The following is a 17,167-nucleotide window of genomic DNA, read 5'->3' on the forward strand; positions in this document are numbered from 1 at the left end:
CTACTGCCTCTCGCCTGTCGCGGTGCCCGTCCCGTACATCCAGAGCACGAGTCGTTTTCGGGCCATCAGTTTGCTGGTTCGCGTTTCGCCCATGCCCCAGCGGCCGGTATCTCGTCCCTGGAGGACGTGCCAGAGCTGAAGCGCGGGGCTGGCTTCGCCGAGTACTTTGTCGAACTCGTCTGCCTGCACATCCGCCATGTCGGGGTCGGCCGGAATCTGCGCGAGGAGATCCGAAATCAGTGCTGCTTGAGTTTCCAGGATGCCAAAGGCGGCTTCGCCGGGGACGTCACCAGAAAGGAAGGAGACGGCGATCAGGTCGTCGGAGTGTCGAGATGGTCTTCATCCAGGATGTCAGGAATTGCCATTTGTCCCCCATAGTTGTGCCCGCCGCCGAGGCAGTCACACGGACTGCGGCTCGTCAGCGAACCCGGAAATCTCCGGAACTCTATCCGCACGAATGCGGCGGGCGCGGTCGGGAATTACGACGGCGGCGCTTCAGTTCCGCGCCCCGCGGCCGGTAGTGGTGGGACAGAAGGCGAAGTCGAGTGCCGCCGTCGGCCTGATGGGGGACGGCAGCGAGCCAGGAGAGTAATCTGAGACCAGTGACTTCTTATTCTTCTCTGTGACCCAGAACCCTTCAGCGATTCCAGTTCGCTCCTTCGAGGGGCCGTGATTCTGTGCGCCCGTGAGGGGAGCTCCCTTTGGAGTTCCCCGGCCACCGGCCCCCATCCCGAATTCACCACTGGAAGATCACATGCAAACGAATTCAGCCAACCCCGCCCCACCCTTGTCGGCTTCCCCTGACCGACAGTCCCTGCGCCCTGACTGCGGCAACTGCTTTGCCCTCTGCTGCACAGCCTTCGGGTTCTCGCGTTCCGCAGATTTTGCGCTCGACAAACCCGCAGGCGCGCCGTGCCAGAACCTTGCCCCCGACTTCTCCTGCACCATCCACAACAGCCTGCGGCCGAGGGGCTTTCGCGGCTGCACGGTCTTTGACTGCTTCGGCGCCGGGCAAAAAGTGTCCCAGGGGCTCTTCGGCGGAACGAGCTGGCGGGAGGACCCTGGCACCAAAGACCAGATGTTTGCCGCCTTCAAAGCCGTGCGGCAGCTGCACGAGATGCTCTGGTACCTGGCCGAGGCCCGGCGTCGGACTTTCGATCCCGACGTCGCCCACCGTGCCATGGAACTTGGCGCCACCATCGGGCAGGCAGTCGACGGCGGGCTGCAGCAACTGCTCGCGCTGGACGTCCAGGATCTTCATACTCAGGTGAGGTCAACGCTGATGGAAGTCAGCGCGGAAGTCCGGGCGGCCTACTTTGCCGCGGGCGGTGATCACCTGGATGCCGGACTGGGGCCCGGAGCGGACCTCATGGGCGTCAATCTCAGGGGGCGCCGGTTGTGCGGGGCGGACCTCAGAGGGGCTTACCTGATTGCGGCTGATCTGCGCGACAGTGATTTCTCGGGTGCGGACCTGCTCGGCGCGGACCTTCGGGACGCGCGGCTTGGGGGCGCCGACCTGTCGGCGGCCCTGTACCTGACGCAGCCGCAGCTCAACGCTGCCAGCGGCAGCCGCTCAACCCAGCTGCCGGCGGATCTGGTGATGCCCCCGCACTGGCTCCGGGAATGAGCGCGTGGTTGTTGCTTCGTTCACGTTGAGGGCTCATATCCGACAAGCCAGTGAAGTCCGTGACGATCAATGACCTGGCCGTCGGAGGCGCCCCATGGTTTGGGCGAGAGGGGATCGATCACCGAGCCGGCAACGGAGAGCTTGTCGAACCACTGGTGAAGGACTGCCGGTTCGGCGGTTCCCAGTAGGGAGAGCATCACGCCTTCCAGCCGGACAGTCGTCTGGCCCTCGGCTGCATCCGATCCCGCCAGGGCAACAACGCCGCTGAGCGTTCCGTGAGCTATGGAGCTGGCCGGGCCATCGCTCCTGCCGAAGTCCTCGTAGGTGTGCAGGGAAAGCTCACCCCCAAAAACGTCCGCGTAAAAGTTCAGTGCTTCCCGGGCCGTTCCCGGGAAATAGACATACAGCTGGGGCCCTGCCATGAGCCCGTTGGTTACCGGGGTTATGGCGGTGCTGTCCTTGACCCGGTCGATGGTGGCACCCCAGCCCTCGCGCGTGCCTCCCAGTATGAGCTTTTGCACCTCGTCGATGTCGAGAGTCTCGGAGAACTGAACTGTGAGGACGAGCTCCGTTCCGGCGCCGCGGTCATTCAGCTGCACCGTGACAACGGGTGCAGTTCGTTCGTTGTCGCCGTCGAGGTCGGGCCAGCCGCCCACTGCTCCCCAACGGAAGACGAGCCGTTCGTCGGGAACAATCTCCAGGTAAATCCCGCCGGTGGGATAGCTGAGGTCGTTGTTGACGATCATCTGCTGTTTCCACGTTCCCCCCACACGGAGGTCCACCTCAACGGGCGTGGTGGGGGCGGGCATCTCCGGGTTGTAGAACCAGGCCAGGTGCTCAGGGTCAGTCCAGGCGGTAAACACGGCATGCCGCGATGCTGCCAAAGTGCGGGTAAGGGTGAAGCTTCGATCCTGCGTCGGGTCGGCGGTCATTAACTATCCTCCGGTTCTGTGAGCGTTTGGGTCTGATCGGACGTTGTGGTCAGTGCCGCTGAAGCTTCGCAAAGGACTCGGTCCAGCCGTCGCGGTGCAGTGCCAGCCGTTCCTCCGTCAGGAACGGACCCTGCGAGAGGGCCAGCCGGGTGCCCGAGCCGTCGCTGACTAGCGCGAGGTCGACGACGGTCTCCCGGTCGTCCGGGGTGGGTTCCTCCCAGTTGAACGTGTAGACCAAGCGCCAGGGCGGATCGATTTCGAGGAACTCGCCGGAGAGGTGGAAGGGCTCGCCGTCCGGCGGTGCCATCCGGAAGCGGTAGCGCCCGCCGGTCACCACGTTGAGTTCAGCCGAGGGGAGGGTGAAGCCGTCCGGGCCCCACCACTTCACCAGTTCGGTGGCTTCCGTCAGCATCCTGAAGACTTTCTCAGGCGGAGCCTCCAGCCGGCATTCCAAGTTCAACACATGGCTCCCCGGCTGCTCATTCATGGTCCCACTCTGCCATCCGACGGGTGGGCGCGGATAGACGCGGCAGCCGTGGGCCCGGCGTTAGCTGGAGGCTTTCCCGGCCCTAAGGCCAGAACAGGCATCGTCGACCAGGCGTCGGGCCATGCGGAGAGCGCGCTTCCCATAGGCGGCGCCGCTGAGGATGTCGGCCGTGATGTAGGCGCCATTAAGGACGATGAGGAGTTCCTCCGCGAGTTCGTCCGGGTCGTCGGCGCCTGCGTCGGCTGCCAGGGAGCGGAACCAGTCACGCACCCGCTGCTTATGGTCCACGGCCGCCAGATGGGCTGGATGCTCTCCCTCGGGAAACTCGGTGCTGGTGTTCAGCATCGGGCAACCCCGGTAGGTGCGGCCGGCAGTGTCACCGGCGAGAACTTCGAAGACGGCAACCAGCTTGTCCCGGGGGTCCGGGTGTTCGCCGGCGGTCAACTGCATCCGTTCGAACCAGGCATCTGCGCGGCCCTGGACGTAGGCGGTGGCCAGTGCGTCCTTCGTCGGAAACTGGCGGTAGACGGTCGCATTGCCCACCCCGCATTCCTTCACCACCGTGTCCATTCCCACAGCCCGGATGCCACGCTGGTAGAACAGCCGCGTGGCCACCTCGAGGACGTTCCGCCGGTTCTCCTCACCCGTCCTGCGGACCACACGAACCACACTCCTTCTGCAAAACCTTTACCTTCAGATAACTCGAGTTTGACAGACGGAACGTTCCGTCACAAACTATGAGAACGATCCGTCACATCGGTGCCGTCGCCATCAAAACACGCAAGGAACACCATGAAAATCGCAGTCCTCGGAACCGGCACTGTAGGCCGGACCATCGCAGAACGCCTGGCAGGCCTAGTTGTATTGACCACGGACGTTAGGAACACCGGCGTGGTTAGGTGACAAAAAGAAGACCTCCGAGTGGAGTTGGGCTTGTCGAGAGTCCAGTTCACAAGGAGGTCTTCAATGTCCCATGCTAACGCGATCCTCACGCCCAAGGGCAGGCTCCGGCTGGCCAGATGCATCGTTGATGACGGATGGCCGCTGCGCCGGGCAGCTGAACGGTTCCAGGTCTCGGTCACGACCGCGTCGCGGTGGGCCAGCCGCTACCGCGACCATGGTGAGGCCGGCATGCAGGATGCCTCGAGCCGGCCCCGAACCTCGCCGCGGAAGACCTGCCCACGGCGGGAACGGCGGATCATCGCGATCAGAGTCAACCGCCGGTGGGGCCCGGCGCGGATCGGTTTTTTGTTGGGGATCCACCCGTCCACGGTGCACCGGGTCCTGTCCCGGTACGGGCTGGCCAGGCTGTCCTGGCTGGACCGTGCCACAGGCCGGGTGATCCGCCGCTACGAGCACGAGGGCCCCGGGGACATGGTCCACGTGGACATCAAGAAGCTCGGGCGGATTCCGGACGGAGGCGGTCACCGGAGCCTGGGCAGGGCCGCTGGCAGGCGGAACAAGACCGGCACGGCGGCGAACCGCAGACCCGGCTACGCGTTCTTGCACAACGCCGTCGATGACCACTCCCGGCTGGCCTATACCGAGATCCTGGCCGATGAAAAGAAGGAAACCGCGGCCGGATTCTGGGAACGCGCCAACGCCTACTTCCAGTCCTGCGGCGTCACTGTCAAACGGGTGTTGACGGACAACGGCTCCTGCTACCGCTCCTACGCGTTCAAGGACGCCTTGGGCCCAGACATCAAGCACAAACGGACCCGCCCCTACCGTCCTCAGACCAACGGCAAAGTCGAGCGCTACAACCGCACCATGCTGGACGAGTGGGCGTACGCCAAACCCTACGCATCAGAATCAGAGCGTGTTGCCGCTTTCACCGATTGGCTCCATCACTACAATCATCACCGAGGCCACACTTCACTCAAAGGTCAGCCACCAGCCAGCCGCGTCACCAACCTCTCAGGTCAATACAACTAGGCCACACCGTCACCATCGGCACCCGTGACCCCCAGGCCACCGTTGCCCGGACTGGCGCCGATGCCATGGGCAATGCTCCCTTTGCCGCCTGGTCCGCTGGAAATGCCGGCATTGGTGTTGCGCGTTTCGCCGACGCAGCCGCCGGGGCTGAACTCATTGTCAACGCCACCAACGGCGGCGCCTCCCTGGATGTTCTGGCCCAGGCCGGGGCGGAGAACCTGGCCGGCAAGGTCATTCTCGACATTGCCAACCCCCTGGACTTCAGCAACGGCATGCCGCCCACCCTGTTCGTCAAGGACACCGACTCGCTGGGCGAGCAGATCCAGCGGGCTTTCCCCGGCGCCCGCGTGGTGAAGTCACTCAATACCCTCAACGCCGATCTCATGGTCAATCCGGACCGACTTTCGGAGGCCAGCACGGTCTTCGTTTCCGGCAACGACGCCGATGCCAAGCACACCGTCACCGTGCTCCTGAAGGAATTCGGCCACCAGGACGTCATCGACCTCGGCGACATCACCACCGCGCGTGGCACGGAAATGCTTCTGCCCGTATGGCTCCGCCTCTGGGGCGCACTCGGCACACCCGTGTTCAACTTCAAGATCGTCCGCTAAGGCCTGGCCGGCCCGTTCCGGGCGCATGCCCGCACCCGGCAGGGCTGCAGTGCATCGCCCGGGCGGACCGCTATTCGTCGTCGGCGGAGCCCTCGTCCGTGAGCTCCGCCAGAACGTCGGCGGCGTCACGGTTGCCGCTGGCGGCCAGCCGCCGGAGCTCGTCCAGGTCCGACTTTTCGGCGGCGAGTTCAACAAGCTGGTCGGCAGCATCCCTGCTGCCGCCGTCCGCGAGGCGCCGCAGTTCGTCGAAGTCTTCCCGCTCCGCGGCAAGTTCGATCAACTGCCCGACGGCGTCAGTGTCCCCCCGGGCCGCCAGCTCCCGGAGTGCTTCAAGTTCGGATTCAGACATAGTGGGTACCTCCGAAATATAGCGCTGCTGAATAGGTATCGGTCGGGCCTGAAGACAGGGGTGCGTCACCCTCACCTCCATGATGTCTGAGCATAGTGGGCCAGACGTTGCCCTTGGGGTCCGCCGGGGCCGGTGGGAGGATGAGTCCGTGGACCAATTCTTTGACTTCCTTCGCCATTACTGGTGGCTCGCCTTCCCCCTCAGCGGAATTGCCGGCGGGTGGGCAAGGCAGTGGTCCAAGGCCAGCGCACGCCGGCACCGCCGCCGCATGGAACTGTACAAGCTCAAGAACCAGACGGTGCAGGCGGAACAAGCCAGCCAGGCCGAGGTTGCCGCCCTGATGGCAGCGCACGACGCCGTGAACCGGAGATGGCTGGACTACGAGCTCGACATCGGGAAACTGATCGACTTCCCGGTCATGACGGATGTGCGGGAACCCCTTACCGTCGCATTCCTCCGGGCGAAGAAAGCGGCTGACGGTTTGCGGCCTGCCGCCCCGGCCGACATTGCGACGCCGGCCCGGCTGGCGGAGTACCGCACGGCCGTGCACGGCTTTGAGCTGGCCTTCGACGTCGCAGAACGCGAAGCCAAGCGGATCAAGGACCACAACTTCACCGAGCTGGAACGCCAACGCCTTTCGACGGCCCGGAAGCTGCTCAACCTCGCCTCCGACAACGCCGCGACCCCTGCCGAACGGCAAACCGCGTACAAGCGCGCCCGGCGGGAACTGGACGGTCTCATCGTCCTGCCCGAGGCCACGCTAGCGGCGCTGGAAGCGAAGATTGCAGGCGAACTGAACGCGCCACGCGCCTCAGAATAGGTTGGCGGGCCTACGGCGTCGTTTCTCGACCTGTACGCCATGGCGTCCCGGGCGCTCTGAAGGAGGTCAGCCCGCGGTTCTTGCGCGCGAGTATCCCCGCGGTCCCACAGACAAAAGCCTTGGCATGTTGCGGTTTCTTTTGGAATTCTGGTCGTAGTTGTCGATCTGAGCTTCCGGCGGGCGTCGTATGAGTAAGGGCCGGAACGAACGGCCTTTGCGACGGCGAGGACTTCGGCGTCGATGCAGTGAAAGCACACAACAGAGTTACGACGACGGGAGCACAAAATGGCAAAGTATCTGGTCCTGATCTTCCAGGATGAAGCGGCGAAACAATCCGAAGGCGAGTCCATGAGCGCCCCCTACCAGGAATTCCAGCAACGCCGCGGCGCGTCCCTGCTCAACGGGGCCGCACTGCAGCCGCCCTCGACGGCGACGTCCATCCGACGCGACGGAGCCGGCGGGTTCTCGGTGACAGACGGTCCCTTCGCCGAGTCAAAGGAAACGCTGGGCGGCTACTACCTGATTGAGGCAGGCGACCTCGATGAGGCGCTGGAGATCGCCAAGGAGGTTCCCGCCGGCATCGGGGTAGAGGTCCGGCCCGTGCGAATGGTCAGCTGATGCCGCAGGCCGCCAGTTCGGAGGTTGCTGCCGCGGTTGCGGATGCGCACCGAAGGGAGTGGGCGTTCGTGCTGGCGGCCACCGTGCGTGTTGCCGGTGATATCGACACAGCCGAAGAGGCCGTTCAGGACGCGTACGCCAGTGCGTTGTCCACGTGGGGTCCGCGCGGGATCCCGAAGCACCCTGGGGCGTGGCTCACCGTGACCGCGCGCCGGCGGGCTTTGGATATGCACCGCCGGGCCGCGACGGCTCAGCGGGCGCTCCCCAAGCTTCTCGACCGGGAGGCGTACATAGACGATGAGCCTGGCCGGGAGTCGGAAGACATTCCCGATGACCGGCTGCGGCTGATCTTCACGTGCTGCCACCCGGCCCTGGCGCGTGACGCCCAGGCCGCCCTGACGCTGCGGCTCCTGTGCGGCCTGTCCACCGCTGATGTGGCGCGGGCGTTCCTGCTGCCCGAGGCCACGATGGCGGCGAGGATCACCCGGGCGAAGAAGAAGATCACGGCCGCGCACATCCCTTACCGCGTGCCCGCGGCGTCGGAACTGCGGGAGCGGCTCGACGGCGTGCTGTCCGTCGTGTACCTCGTGTACACCACCGGGCACACCGCCCCGTCGGGATCGGATCTCATGCGCCGGGATCTCGCGGAGCGCGGGCTAGAGCTGGCGAGAATGCTCCGGGCCTTGCTTCCCGCCGACCGCGATGTCGCCGGCCTCCTGGCTCTCGTGGTGCTCACCGACGCACGCAGGGGCGCGCGGCTCGATGAACACCGCGAACTCGTCCTGATGGAGAACCAGGACCGGTCCAAATGGGACCGGCCGGCCATCGAGGAGGGGGTGGCGCTCTTGCGCGAGGCGTTGAATGCGCGGCCGCCTGGCCGCTTCGCCGTCATGGCGGCCATCGCGGCCGTCCATGACGAGAGCGAGTCGTGGTCCGGCACTGACTGGCAGGAGATCCTGGGGCTCTACGACGTGCTGATGGAGACATGGCCCTCTCCCGTTGTCCAGCTCAACCGGGCCATAGCGCTCGGCTTCGCGGTGGGCCCGGAGGAAGGCCTGGCAGAGCTGAATGCACTCGGAGCCGAGCCCCAGCTGGCCCGCTACCCTTATCTGGCCGCCGCACGAGCCGATTTCCTGGCCAGGCTGGGCCGTCTCGGCGAGGCCCGGGTCGCCTTCGAGGAGGCGTTGATCCTGACCGACAATGAAACCGAACGGCGCTACCTCCGGACCCGCCTGAACGAACTTGCAGGCTGAGCGCGGAGCACGACGGCGGCGCCCGGGTTGGGTGCGGGCGGTGCAATGTTGAGGCACGCGGTCAACGTATAGTTGAATGCTCCCTGCCCGGGGTCTTCCGCCGGCGGGGCCCAAATCTGTCCGTGGAAAGGGCAATGGCGTGGCCAATTCTCGCAGTGGAGATTCGGTGATCGGCCGGGTGGTCCGTGTCCTTGAGGCATTCGACCGCGACCGGCAGACTATGACGTTGTCGAGCCTGGCTGCCAGGGCCGGCGTGCCGCGGTCCACGGCGCACCGGCTCGTTGAGGAACTCATTGGCTACGGCCTGATCCGCCGCTCCGATTCCGGCGAACTGCAGATCGGGCTGCGCATGTGGGAAATTGCCACCCGGTCCCAGGCTGCCATGGACGTGCGCGAGGCCGCGTTGCCCTTCATGGACGATGTCCTCTCGGTTGTTCGCCAGCACACCACCCTCGCCGTGCTGGACGGGAAGTCCGCCCTCTACGTCGAGCGCATGTCGGCACCGGACTCCGTCCTGGATGCAGCACGCATCACTGACCGCCTTCCACTGAACGCTTGTTCGCCTGGCCTGGTGCTGCTGGCCCACTCGCCGTCAGCGTTCCAGGAGAGCTTCTTATCGGGGCCCTTGACGAAGCTCACCGACGAAACACCGGTCGATCCCGGGCTCATACGGCGGCATCTCGCGGAAGTGAGGCAGAGAGGGTTCGTTGCCTTGCCGGGAATCGGGGTTTCGGAGTGGCTGGGCATCGCCGTTCCCGTGTTCGGGCCCCGACGCACTGTAGTCGCCGCGCTGAGCGCCATCGTGCCGCGGGACCAGGGCGACGTGCCGCTCATTGTGCCAGCTCTGCTTACCGCGGCCCACGGAATTTCCCGGACTCTCACTCAGGGGCCACGGCCCTCCGCTATCCGGCCCTCCGCTGTTAACGACGGCTAGCCGCGCCGAAATATTTATCGAAGGTTTGGCGTCCATTGAATGGACGCCTCGACTCTTCATGTCGTGATGGCCCTCACAGTGGAAGCGAGGCATGAACCGGCGGAACGCGTGAAGGATGTTGTCTTTTGCGGTGCCTGGAAGGAACGTCCCCGAAGGTTCTGCCTCACCTTTTTCTCGGCTTTCGATCTCCCCGGCGCGGCTGGCGGTGACGACGGCCCTACATGATGAGAGGACCACGATGCTCGCAGCAACGACGCTCGACACGCCACTTCCCCGAAGTGAGGAGGGCAGCCTTCCCTACTCCCATGAAATGCAATGGCCGGATGGCCTGGAGCCGTTCAAGGTTGTTGACGATGGTTCCCAAGAGGATCCCTACGCGCATTACACCTGGATGCGGGAGAACGCACCCGTCCTCCGGTGCTGGTCACCGGTCTCAGATGTCTACTTCATCTCCCGCTACGATGACGTCCGCAAGGCCTTCCGGGCACCGAAAATCTTCTCCTCGGCTTCGGCCACGGTGTGCACAGTTGCCTGGGCCAGCCGCTGGCCCTCCTGGAGACCACGGTCACCGCGGAAGTGCTTGCCCAGCGGTTGGCCTCGGTCACCCTGGATCCGGCCCACCCGATTGAGTGGGTCCGCGGCAATAACCTGACCAACGCGGGTCCCCACCGCATGAGCGTTTTCCTGGAGGAACAGAATGACTGAACAGGGTTTGGAACCCATCGTAATTGTCGGCTCCGGGCACGCCGGGGTGGCCGTGGCAGCTGGCCTGCGGACCCGGGGCTGGGACGGGCGCATCGTCGTCGTCGACGCCCAGGACGACGTACCTTATGAGCGGCCGCCGCTGTCGAAGGACCTTCTGGCGCCGGGTTCCGGGGACCGGACCCCGCTGCTGCGCAAGGAGGACTACTACGAGGCCAAGGGGATCGAGCGCCTGCCGGGTCAAACCGTCAGATCGATCGACCCGGCAGACAGCGCCGTGGTCCTCGCTGGCGGCAGCCGGCTGCCGTACCACCGGCTGGTGCTCGCCACGGGCTCACGGGCGCGTGAGCTGCCCGTGCCGGGGGCAGACCTTGACGGGGTGCTCGCCTTGCGCACCCACCAGGACGGCGTGGCCATCAAGCGGGCTCTGGTTCCCGGCGCGAAGGTGGTAGTCATCGGTGCCGGTTTCATCGGGATGGAGGTGGCCGCGGCAGCGGTAAAGAACGGCTGTTCCGTCACGGTGCTGGAGTTCCAGGACCGTGTGATGAAACGGGTGACTTCCCAGCCGGTGTCTGCCTTCTTCGAGCAACTCCACCGCTCCCAGGGCGTGGTTCTGGAGTTTGGGGCCGCGGTGACCGAACTGCAGGGCAATGGCCGCGTTCAACGGGTCCTGACCTCTGACGGCCGGAGCTTTGAGGCCGACGTCGTGGTGGCGGGCATTGGGGTCCTGCCCAACCAGGAGCTGGCCGAGGCTGCCGGGCTCACCTGTGGGGATGGTGTTCTGGTGGACGAACAGTGCCGGACAAGCGTCCCTGGCATTTACGCTGCGGGGGACGTCACCCGGTTCACCAGCCCGTTCAGCGGCGCAAGCCAGCGGCTGGAATCCATTCAGAATGCCAATGCCCAGGCCGAGGCTGTGGTCAATGACATCCTCGCTGGTGAGGTATCGCCAACAGAGACCCCTTGGTTCTGGACCGTCCAGCATGGTGTGCGCCTTCAGACCGCCGGCGTGATGCACCCCGACGATGAGGTCATTGTGCGCGGTGATCCGGCCACCGGGAAGTTCTCGGTCGTCTACCTGCGCGAGGGCCGCCTCGCCGCCGTCGACACCGTGGGCGGGTTGGCCGATTTCCGCCCGGCAAAGAAGCTGATTCCTACGGGCGCGCTGCTCGACCCCTTCCTGGTTCAGGACCCGGCAGTGAAGCTTGAGGACGCTGCGACCGGTGCAGGTACCGGGCCCGAACCCTACGAGACCGCAGCAGTACTGGTCTAAATCACCCAAAATCCTAAGAAAAGAGCCCTGATGAGTAACAACACCCTGACCGTACTGGACCGTGACGGGCAGCAGCACGCTGTGGAGTGGGAGCCGGAGCAAAGCCTGATGGAGGCATTGCGGGATAACGACCTGCCGGTGCTGGCTTCCTGCGGCGGAACGGCATCCTGCGCCACCTGCCACGTCTTTTTGGACAATGACATCGTCAAAAGCCTCGGCGGACGCAGCGAGGACGAGGCCGAGCTTCTGGTGGACGCCGAAGGTTTCAGCGAGGACTGCTCACGGCTGTCCTGCCAGGTCGCGTTTGAAGACCGGCTGGACGGTATGACCGTCACCCTCGCGCCGGAAGAGTAGGCCCGAACAAATGACAGTGCCCCCGACGCCGGTCTGGCGACGGGGGCACTGTCATTTTGCCGGTGGTTCCTAACGGACCGGATGGTCCACTTCATCGAGGGCTGTCCGGGCGGCGTGCTGTTCCCGGCGCAGGGCGGTTCCCGCAAGATACGGTGCCCCCAGTTCCTCAGTCGGCGTCTTGAACGTCTCACGGGAGTAGAGCACGCAGACGCCGGCAATCAACATGCAGACGGTCGCAAAAATGGCAACGGGGAGCCAGCCAGTGACTCCCGGCGCCAGCAACATGCTGGCGATCATGGGTGCGAACCCGGCGAGGACCAGGCCGAGCTGGTTGCCCAGTGCCATGCCCGTGTAGCGCACGGGAGTGGCGAACTGCTCAGCCACGAACGCTGGCCAGACACCGTTGTAGGCCGAGTACAGCACGGTCATGTTCAGGAATGCCGCCAGGAAGACCAGCACAATGTTGCCCGAGGACAGCGCGAGGAAGTACAGGAAAATTGTGGCGGAGCAGCCGATCGCGGCAGCCAGCAGCAGGGGCCGGCGTCCTATCCTGTCCGCGAGCCGGGCGGCGAACGGCATCACGAGCATCGACAAGCCGATGGCCACGGCGTTGACAGTCAGGATGGAGGAGCGGTCGAAGCCCGCGGTGGAGGTGGCGTAGGCCAGCCCAAAGACAGTAAACACTGTCTGCATAACCACCATGATGGACATGCCCGCAACGCGCGCCACGTCAGGCGCCTGAAACTTGAGGACCTCCTTGACAGGCATGGGGGCCACCTGGTCCTTCTCCTGGGCTGCTTCGAAGACAGGCGTTTCGTCCAAGTGTGTCCGAACCCAGTAGGCGACGGCGAGGACCACGATGGAGAGCCAGAACGGGACACGCCAGCCCCAGCTCATCATGGCTTCCTGGGGCAGGGCAGTGATGGGAATGAAGACCAGGGTGGCCAGGACCATGCCCGAGGCGTAGCCCATCATCACGAAGCTGGTGAAGAAGGCGCGTTTGCCTTCAGGGGAGTGTTCCAGGGTGAGCGTGGAGGCGCCGGCGGATTCAGCCCCGGCGGAGAATCCCTGGGCCAGGCGACCGGCCACCAGCAGGATGGGGGCCCAGACCCCCACCTGCTCGTAGGCGGGGAGGCAGCCTATGCCCAGCGAGGCCAGGCCCATAATGCCCAGCGTGAGCAGCAGGATCTTCTTGCGGCCCAGTTTGTCGCCGAAGTGTCCCATGACCAGACCGCCAACAGGCCGCGCCACATAGGCGACACCGAAAGTGGCGAGGGCGCCGATCAGTCCGATGGCGGGGTCAGCGGACGGAAAGAACAGGTGCGGAAATACCAGGGCGGCGGCAGTTCCATAGATGAAGAAATCGTAGTATTCCAGCGTGCTGCCCAGGAAGGAGGCCAGGGCTGCCTTTCCTGGGGTCTTGGGTGCGGCCGGGTGTGCAGTTGCAGTGTCCATGGAATCTCCTTAAGACAGCGGTGTCTTGGTGGAAGCCGGCTGGAGATCCTGGAGGTGGAAGTCCACCGAGAGGATCTGCTGGCTGTTGGGAAACGAGTACGCCTTCAGGGGCTCGTGCAGCGGGTGCGCGTTGTACACCGCGATGTCCTCGACGTTTTCGAAGTCCGCCACGATGGCGTAGTCGAAGGAGCGCTCGGTGCTGAGCATGTCGGGTCCGTGCGTCAGGGTGAGCATGCCCGGGATATTGCCCCTCATCCTGTTGAGTCCGGCGATCCAGGCCTGTTTGTCGGTGGCCGGGAAGTCCGGCTTGAACTTGAAAAGTACGGTGTGGCGGATCATGTCAGGCACCCACCAGTTCCGCTGCCGGCTTGCCGCCGGCCAACTGCCCGGCTGCATAGTTGGGGTCCTGTCCGGCGATGGTCCGTCCGGCGAGGTAGCCCATGGTCATGATGGGGCCCAGCGTGGCGCCGGCGCCGGGGTACCCGGCTGCGTAGGCGTTTTCGGTGGTGTTTCCGGCTGCGTAGAGTCCCTCGATGGGGTGGTTGTCGACGTCGAGCACGCGGGCCAGCCCGTCGGTTGCCACGCCGCCGTTGGTGCCGAAGGCGCCGTTGACCACTTCCATGGCGTAGAAGGGTCCGGTCTGCAGCGGTCCCAGGGACGGGTTCGGGTACAGGTTTTCCTCGTCGCCCCAGTACTTGTCGTACGCGCTTTCGCCGCGGCCGAAGTCCGGGTCCTCGCCCTTGACGGCGAACTCATTGAAACGCGCCACGGTTGCGGCGAGGTTTTCCACGGGCACGTTGATCTTTTCCGCCAGTGCCTCCAGCGTTGCCGCCTCGATCAGGTAGGCGGGGGTGGGCTGGCCGGCGCGGTGGGCCAGGATGCCGTAGCGCTCCATGTACGCGTGGTCCACAATCACGTGGGCCGGAGTGTTCAGGGTCCGGTTTGCGGCGGAGTCCCAGGACTGCAGGCTCCGGGCGAGGTCGTTATAGTTCTGCGACTCGTTGGCGAAGCGTCGGCCGTGGCGGTTCACCATAATGGACCCCGGGCCTTGGCGTTCGAAGCGCAGCAGGGTGCCGATCGGTTGCCCGTCACGGGTGTCGCCGGTCACCGACATGGGGGCCCACCAGGCTTCCCGGGTGCCGCGGGTCTGGCCGCCGATCCGCTGGGACATCCGCAGCCCGTCGCCGGTGTTTGAGGGCGGTGAGCACATGGTGTGCAGCCGCGACGCGAGCATCGAGTCGGCCAGCGCTTTGTCCCATTCGAAACCCCCCGTGGCCAGGACCACGCCGTCGTTGGCCCGGATGATTTCACCGGATTCGAGCTCGACGCCGGTCACCCGGCCGCCGTCGGTGAGCAGGCGGTGCCCCCCGGCTCCGGTGACAAGCGCTGCTCCGCTGTGGACCAGGCTGGCCAGGAGCATGGAGACCAGGGCCTGGCCCTTCGCCACGAGGCCCTCCTTTTGGCGGAGGTCCAACTCGTCCCAGGGGAATTTGGTGAAAGCGCCCCAGGTTTCGTATTCCTGCATCGTGAAGGGTGCACGGCCGTCGGTGCGGACATGCGCAGTGAGGGACCCGAGGGCTTCCTTGCTGTTGAACAGCTCCGGCTCCACCGTGCGGCCGCCCGCCAGGGCGCCGGGCAGGTCCTGGCGGTAGTCCGGGAAGTTGTCCAGGAAGATGAACCGGACGCCGCACTCCGCTTCCACAAACTGCAGCATCTGGTCGCCGTAGTTCAGCGCGGCGTCGAGCAGTTCTTCGCGGCCGCGGCCCCGTGCCACCGCACGCACATACTGGGCCGCTGCCTCCTTGGAGTCGGCGATGCCCGCGTCGCGGGCGTGGTGGTTGTCCGCCACCCACAGCATGCCGCCGGACACGGCCGAGGTGCCGCCCAGCAGGTCGCTCTTCTCAAGGATGATGACGGACTTGCCGGCGCGGGCAGCAGTAGCCCCGGCGGTGAGTGCGCCGGCTCCGGAACCGACGACGACGACGTCGTAGTTTTCCGCTGCGGTTCCACTGACGAATTTCATGGTTAGTTGATGCCTTTCGGGAGATGGTTGAATGCGCCGCCGTGCACCTGTAACGGCGCCGGCGGCGGGAGCGGGAGCGTGGCTCAGACCGCGGTGTAGCCGCCGTCGATCACGAGCTCCGAACCGGTGGTGAAGCGGGATTCGTCCGAAGCGAGGTAGAGCACGCCGTAGGCGATTTCCTCCGGTTCACCCTGCCGGGGCAGCGGGTTCGAGCCGAGGAGCTGCTTGTAGTACTCCTCGGGGCCCACCACTGACTGTTCCGCGGAGCGGCGGCTCATCCGGGTGTTCATGGAACCGGGGTGGATGGAGTTGACCCTGATGCCGTGGGCTCCGTAGGCGGCCGCATCCGACTTGCTCAGCAGCCGGACGGCGCCTTTGGTGGCGTGGTAGAGGGGGACGGAGCTGCCACCGGTGAGGCCGTGGATCGAGGAGAAGTTGATGATGCTGCCTGCGCCCTTGGCAATCATGCCGGGCACCACGTGCTTGGTCATGAGCCAGACGCCTTTGACGTTGACGTTGAAGATCGTGTCGAAGTCCGTGACGGAGGCGGTGTGGGAGGCCCCGGCCGGTCCGATGATTCCTGCCGCGTTGACCAGGATGTCCGGGGCGCCCATGTCCTCGGTGACGCGCTGGATTGTCTCGGAAACGCTGTCTTCGTCGGTGACGTCAACGTCGTACTCCCGAACGTTGTTATGGACGACGGCGGCCGGTGCCCCTGCCATGTCGAGGCTTGCAACGGTTGCGCCGTGTTCGGCGAGTAGCGCCGCCGTGGCGCTGCCGAGATCCCCCCTGCCACCGGTGATGACCGCGGTCTTGCCGGCGACACGGCCGAGTGTGTTGTTCATGTTCCGCTCCTTGTAACTCCGCAGCCTCGTTGCCGCGCCTTAGCTACGGTGACAGGGGAGGTGTGAGCGAAACCACAAGATTACCGATGAACGGTAATGGCGGATTTTATTGGCTTTTGCGGACCGTTCCCTTGAGTTCGCCCCGCCAGCCCAGTGCGCGGGAAACCCCGCGGGCCCCGGCCATGAGCACCGGGACCCGGGTGGCCGTGTGCTCTTCGGTCCGCGGCACGATCACGCTCAGGGCTGCAATGGTGGTGTTGTCAGGTCCGAAGACCGGCACGGCAATGCCGGTGGTCTCGGGAACGATGACCCCGGGCATGGCGGCGAAGCCGCGTTGCCGTATGTCGGCCAGGTGGCGGCGGAGCACGGCCGGCTCGGTGAGTGTGGTGTCGGTGTACTTTGTCAGGGGCCTGGCAAGGATCATGTCCTGGTACGCGGCGGGGGAGTGAGCAAGCAGGATCAACCCCGAGGATGTGGCGTGCAGCGGAAGCCGGCCAGCGATTTTCGAAATGTCCACAACAGTTGAATGCGTACCGATCCGCTCGATGTAGAGGACCTCGTCGGAATCCAGGATGCCCAGGGTGGTGGCGTGCTGGACCACGGACTGGACGTCCTCCATGAATGGCAGCGCAGCCTCCCTCAGGCCAACCATCTTTGACCCGCGGGACACAAGTTCCCACATTCGGGTGCCGATATGGATGTCCCCTCCCGGTTCGCGTTCCAGGAGGCGTTCGAGGAGCAGTTCGTTGACAATCCTGTACGCAGTGGTGACCGGAAGCCCTGTCCGGCGGCCCAGTTCGGCGACGCTCATGGTCTGGTGGCTGTCATCGAAGGCGCTCAGAATCCTGACGAAGCGGGCGATAATCGACTCGCCTGATCCGGAATTTGCCACTGAACCTCCTCATGAGTTCCCGTTCAATGGTAATCGCGGTCGTGATGATTCCCCGCA

At 65.1% G+C, this 17,167-nt stretch carries 20 protein-coding genes and 1 pseudogene; 9 read left to right on the forward strand and 12 right to left on the reverse strand.

What is annotated here, in order from left to right:
- Nucleotides 1-315, reverse strand: coding sequence for a DUF6308 family protein (locus tag AC1MCD_RS04605; protein WP_498678182.1), 315 nt, complete (start codon nucleotides 313-315; stop codon nucleotides 1-3).
- A gap of 439 nt (nucleotides 316-754) precedes the next feature.
- Between AC1MCD_RS04605 and AC1MCD_RS04610 the strand changes: the two genes are divergently transcribed.
- Nucleotides 755-1,627 carry a pentapeptide repeat-containing protein gene (locus AC1MCD_RS04610; protein WP_498676269.1) on the forward strand — a complete coding sequence of 291 codons (873 nt, stop codon included), beginning with the start codon at nucleotides 755-757 and terminating at the stop codon, nucleotides 1,625-1,627.
- 20 nt (nucleotides 1,628-1,647) lie between these two features.
- Here AC1MCD_RS04610 and AC1MCD_RS04615 read toward each other — a convergent pair whose 3' ends face one another.
- The 4 genes and pseudogenes from AC1MCD_RS04615 to AC1MCD_RS04630 form a co-directional block, all read right to left on the reverse strand.
- Nucleotides 1,648-2,049, reverse strand: a complete 402-nt coding sequence (locus AC1MCD_RS04615; RefSeq protein ID WP_498678183.1) for a VOC family protein — start codon at nucleotides 2,047-2,049, stop codon at nucleotides 1,648-1,650.
- A gap of 96 nt (nucleotides 2,050-2,145) precedes the next feature.
- Nucleotides 2,146-2,559: pseudogene (locus AC1MCD_RS04620) on the reverse strand (SRPBCC family protein); the annotation flags it as partial.
- Between the two features lie 49 nt (nucleotides 2,560-2,608).
- Nucleotides 2,609-3,046 (reverse strand): SRPBCC family protein, encoded by a 438-nt coding sequence (locus tag AC1MCD_RS04625; protein WP_498676271.1) that lies wholly within the window; start codon nucleotides 3,044-3,046, stop codon nucleotides 2,609-2,611.
- 60 nt (nucleotides 3,047-3,106) lie between these two features.
- Nucleotides 3,107-3,706, reverse strand: a complete 600-nt coding sequence (locus AC1MCD_RS04630; protein ID WP_498676273.1) for a TetR/AcrR family transcriptional regulator — start codon at nucleotides 3,704-3,706, stop codon at nucleotides 3,107-3,109.
- A 306-nt stretch (nucleotides 3,707-4,012) separates the two neighbouring features.
- Between AC1MCD_RS04630 and AC1MCD_RS04635 the strand changes: the two genes are divergently transcribed.
- Nucleotides 4,013-4,981, forward strand: coding sequence for an IS481 family transposase (locus AC1MCD_RS04635; RefSeq protein WP_498676275.1), 969 nt, complete (start codon nucleotides 4,013-4,015; stop codon nucleotides 4,979-4,981).
- A complete protein-coding gene (locus tag AC1MCD_RS04640; protein ID WP_498678185.1) occupies nucleotides 4,972-5,592 on the forward strand; it encodes an NADPH-dependent F420 reductase in 621 nt (206 codons plus the stop codon). Before AC1MCD_RS04635 ends, AC1MCD_RS04640 begins: the two co-directional genes overlap by 10 nt.
- Nucleotides 5,593-5,662: 70 nt before the next feature.
- Here the strand turns inward: AC1MCD_RS04640 and AC1MCD_RS04645 are convergent, their stop codons facing one another.
- On the reverse strand, nucleotides 5,663-5,941 hold the full coding sequence (locus tag AC1MCD_RS04645) for a hypothetical protein (protein WP_498676277.1): 279 nt from the start codon (nucleotides 5,939-5,941) through the stop codon (nucleotides 5,663-5,665).
- A gap of 148 nt (nucleotides 5,942-6,089) precedes the next feature.
- Between AC1MCD_RS04645 and AC1MCD_RS04650 the strand changes: the two genes are divergently transcribed.
- From AC1MCD_RS04650 to AC1MCD_RS04665, 4 genes are all read left to right on the forward strand, one after another.
- The gene (locus AC1MCD_RS04650; protein ID WP_498676279.1) at nucleotides 6,090-6,761 is read left to right on the forward strand and encodes a hypothetical protein; all 672 of its coding nucleotides are present in this window, start codon (nucleotides 6,090-6,092) and stop codon (nucleotides 6,759-6,761) included.
- 285 nt (nucleotides 6,762-7,046) lie between these two features.
- The gene (locus tag AC1MCD_RS04655; RefSeq protein WP_498676281.1) at nucleotides 7,047-7,379 is read left to right on the forward strand and encodes a YciI family protein; all 333 of its coding nucleotides are present in this window, start codon (nucleotides 7,047-7,049) and stop codon (nucleotides 7,377-7,379) included.
- Complete coding sequence (locus tag AC1MCD_RS04660) at nucleotides 7,379-8,632, forward strand: RNA polymerase sigma factor (protein WP_498676283.1); 1,254 nt, start codon at nucleotides 7,379-7,381, stop codon at nucleotides 8,630-8,632. The genes AC1MCD_RS04655 and AC1MCD_RS04660 overlap by 1 nt, the downstream gene beginning before the upstream one ends.
- A 139-nt stretch (nucleotides 8,633-8,771) precedes the next feature.
- Nucleotides 8,772-9,566, forward strand: coding sequence for an IclR family transcriptional regulator (locus AC1MCD_RS04665; RefSeq protein ID WP_498676285.1), 795 nt, complete (start codon nucleotides 8,772-8,774; stop codon nucleotides 9,564-9,566).
- Nucleotides 9,567-10,022: 456 nt separating this feature from the next.
- Here the strand turns inward: AC1MCD_RS04665 and AC1MCD_RS04670 are convergent, their stop codons facing one another.
- Nucleotides 10,023-10,235, reverse strand: a complete 213-nt coding sequence (locus AC1MCD_RS04670; protein WP_498676287.1) for a hypothetical protein — start codon at nucleotides 10,233-10,235, stop codon at nucleotides 10,023-10,025.
- Nucleotides 10,236-10,263: 28 nt separating this feature from the next.
- Here AC1MCD_RS04670 and AC1MCD_RS04675 point away from each other — a divergent pair, with 28 nt between their 5' ends.
- Nucleotides 10,264-11,541, forward strand: coding sequence for an NAD(P)/FAD-dependent oxidoreductase (locus AC1MCD_RS04675; protein ID WP_498676289.1), 1,278 nt, complete (start codon nucleotides 10,264-10,266; stop codon nucleotides 11,539-11,541).
- A 30-nt stretch (nucleotides 11,542-11,571) separates the two neighbouring features.
- Nucleotides 11,572-11,895: a 2Fe-2S iron-sulfur cluster-binding protein gene (locus AC1MCD_RS04680; RefSeq protein ID WP_498676292.1), complete on the forward strand. Its 324-nt coding sequence runs from the start codon at nucleotides 11,572-11,574 to the stop codon at nucleotides 11,893-11,895.
- A 69-nt stretch (nucleotides 11,896-11,964) separates the two neighbouring features.
- On the opposite strand, the gene AC1MCD_RS04685 is transcribed toward AC1MCD_RS04680, so the two are convergent.
- From AC1MCD_RS04685 to AC1MCD_RS04705, 5 genes are all read right to left on the reverse strand, one after another.
- Nucleotides 11,965-13,350, reverse strand: a complete 1,386-nt coding sequence (locus AC1MCD_RS04685) for an MFS transporter (RefSeq protein WP_498676294.1) — start codon at nucleotides 13,348-13,350, stop codon at nucleotides 11,965-11,967.
- A gap of 9 nt (nucleotides 13,351-13,359) precedes the next feature.
- Nucleotides 13,360-13,689, reverse strand: coding sequence for a Dabb family protein (locus AC1MCD_RS04690; RefSeq protein ID WP_498676296.1), 330 nt, complete (start codon nucleotides 13,687-13,689; stop codon nucleotides 13,360-13,362).
- A 1-nt stretch (nucleotide 13,690) separates the two neighbouring features.
- Nucleotides 13,691-15,373: a 4-oxocyclohexanecarboxylate 2-dehydrogenase gene (chcC1, locus tag AC1MCD_RS04695; RefSeq protein WP_498676299.1), complete on the reverse strand. Its 1,683-nt coding sequence runs from the start codon at nucleotides 15,371-15,373 to the stop codon at nucleotides 13,691-13,693.
- Nucleotides 15,374-15,456: 83 nt separating this feature from the next.
- Complete coding sequence (locus AC1MCD_RS04700; protein WP_498676302.1) at nucleotides 15,457-16,218, reverse strand: SDR family NAD(P)-dependent oxidoreductase; 762 nt, start codon at nucleotides 16,216-16,218, stop codon at nucleotides 15,457-15,459.
- A gap of 106 nt (nucleotides 16,219-16,324) precedes the next feature.
- On the reverse strand, nucleotides 16,325-17,110 hold the full coding sequence (locus AC1MCD_RS04705; protein WP_498676306.1) for an IclR family transcriptional regulator: 786 nt from the start codon (nucleotides 17,108-17,110) through the stop codon (nucleotides 16,325-16,327).
- Nucleotides 17,111-17,167: the final 57 nt, after the last annotated feature.

It is taken from the genome of Arthrobacter sp. BF1 (genome assembly GCF_056680215.1).

What these genes read in the sequence shown, in the direction of transcription:
- AC1MCD_RS04610 (WP_498676269.1), top strand. Translation starts at nt 755, where the DNA reads ATGCAAACGAATTCAGCCAACCCCGCCCCACCCTTGTCGGCTTCCCCT.
- AC1MCD_RS04615 (WP_498678183.1), bottom strand. Translation starts at nt 2,049, where the DNA reads ATGGCAGGGCCCCAGCTGTATGTCTATTTCCCGGGAACGGCCCGGGAA.
- AC1MCD_RS04625 (WP_498676271.1), bottom strand. Translation starts at nt 3,046, where the DNA reads ATGAATGAGCAGCCGGGGAGCCATGTGTTGAACTTGGAATGCCGGCTG.
- AC1MCD_RS04635 (WP_498676275.1), top strand. Translation starts at nt 4,013, where the DNA reads ATGTCCCATGCTAACGCGATCCTCACGCCCAAGGGCAGGCTCCGGCTG.
- AC1MCD_RS04645 (WP_498676277.1), bottom strand. Translation starts at nt 5,941, where the DNA reads ATGTCTGAATCCGAACTTGAAGCACTCCGGGAGCTGGCGGCCCGGGGG.
- AC1MCD_RS04655 (WP_498676281.1), top strand. Translation starts at nt 7,047, where the DNA reads ATGGCAAAGTATCTGGTCCTGATCTTCCAGGATGAAGCGGCGAAACAA.
- AC1MCD_RS04660 (WP_498676283.1), top strand. Translation starts at nt 7,379, where the DNA reads ATGCCGCAGGCCGCCAGTTCGGAGGTTGCTGCCGCGGTTGCGGATGCG.
- AC1MCD_RS04675 (WP_498676289.1), top strand. Translation starts at nt 10,264, where the DNA reads ATGACTGAACAGGGTTTGGAACCCATCGTAATTGTCGGCTCCGGGCAC.
- AC1MCD_RS04680 (WP_498676292.1), top strand. Translation starts at nt 11,572, where the DNA reads ATGAGTAACAACACCCTGACCGTACTGGACCGTGACGGGCAGCAGCAC.
- AC1MCD_RS04685 (WP_498676294.1), bottom strand. Translation starts at nt 13,350, where the DNA reads ATGGACACTGCAACTGCACACCCGGCCGCACCCAAGACCCCAGGAAAG.
- AC1MCD_RS04690 (WP_498676296.1), bottom strand. Translation starts at nt 13,689, where the DNA reads ATGATCCGCCACACCGTACTTTTCAAGTTCAAGCCGGACTTCCCGGCC.
- chcC1 (WP_498676299.1), bottom strand. Translation starts at nt 15,373, where the DNA reads ATGAAATTCGTCAGTGGAACCGCAGCGGAAAACTACGACGTCGTCGTC.
- AC1MCD_RS04700 (WP_498676302.1), bottom strand. Translation starts at nt 16,218, where the DNA reads ATGAACAACACACTCGGCCGTGTCGCCGGCAAGACCGCGGTCATCACC.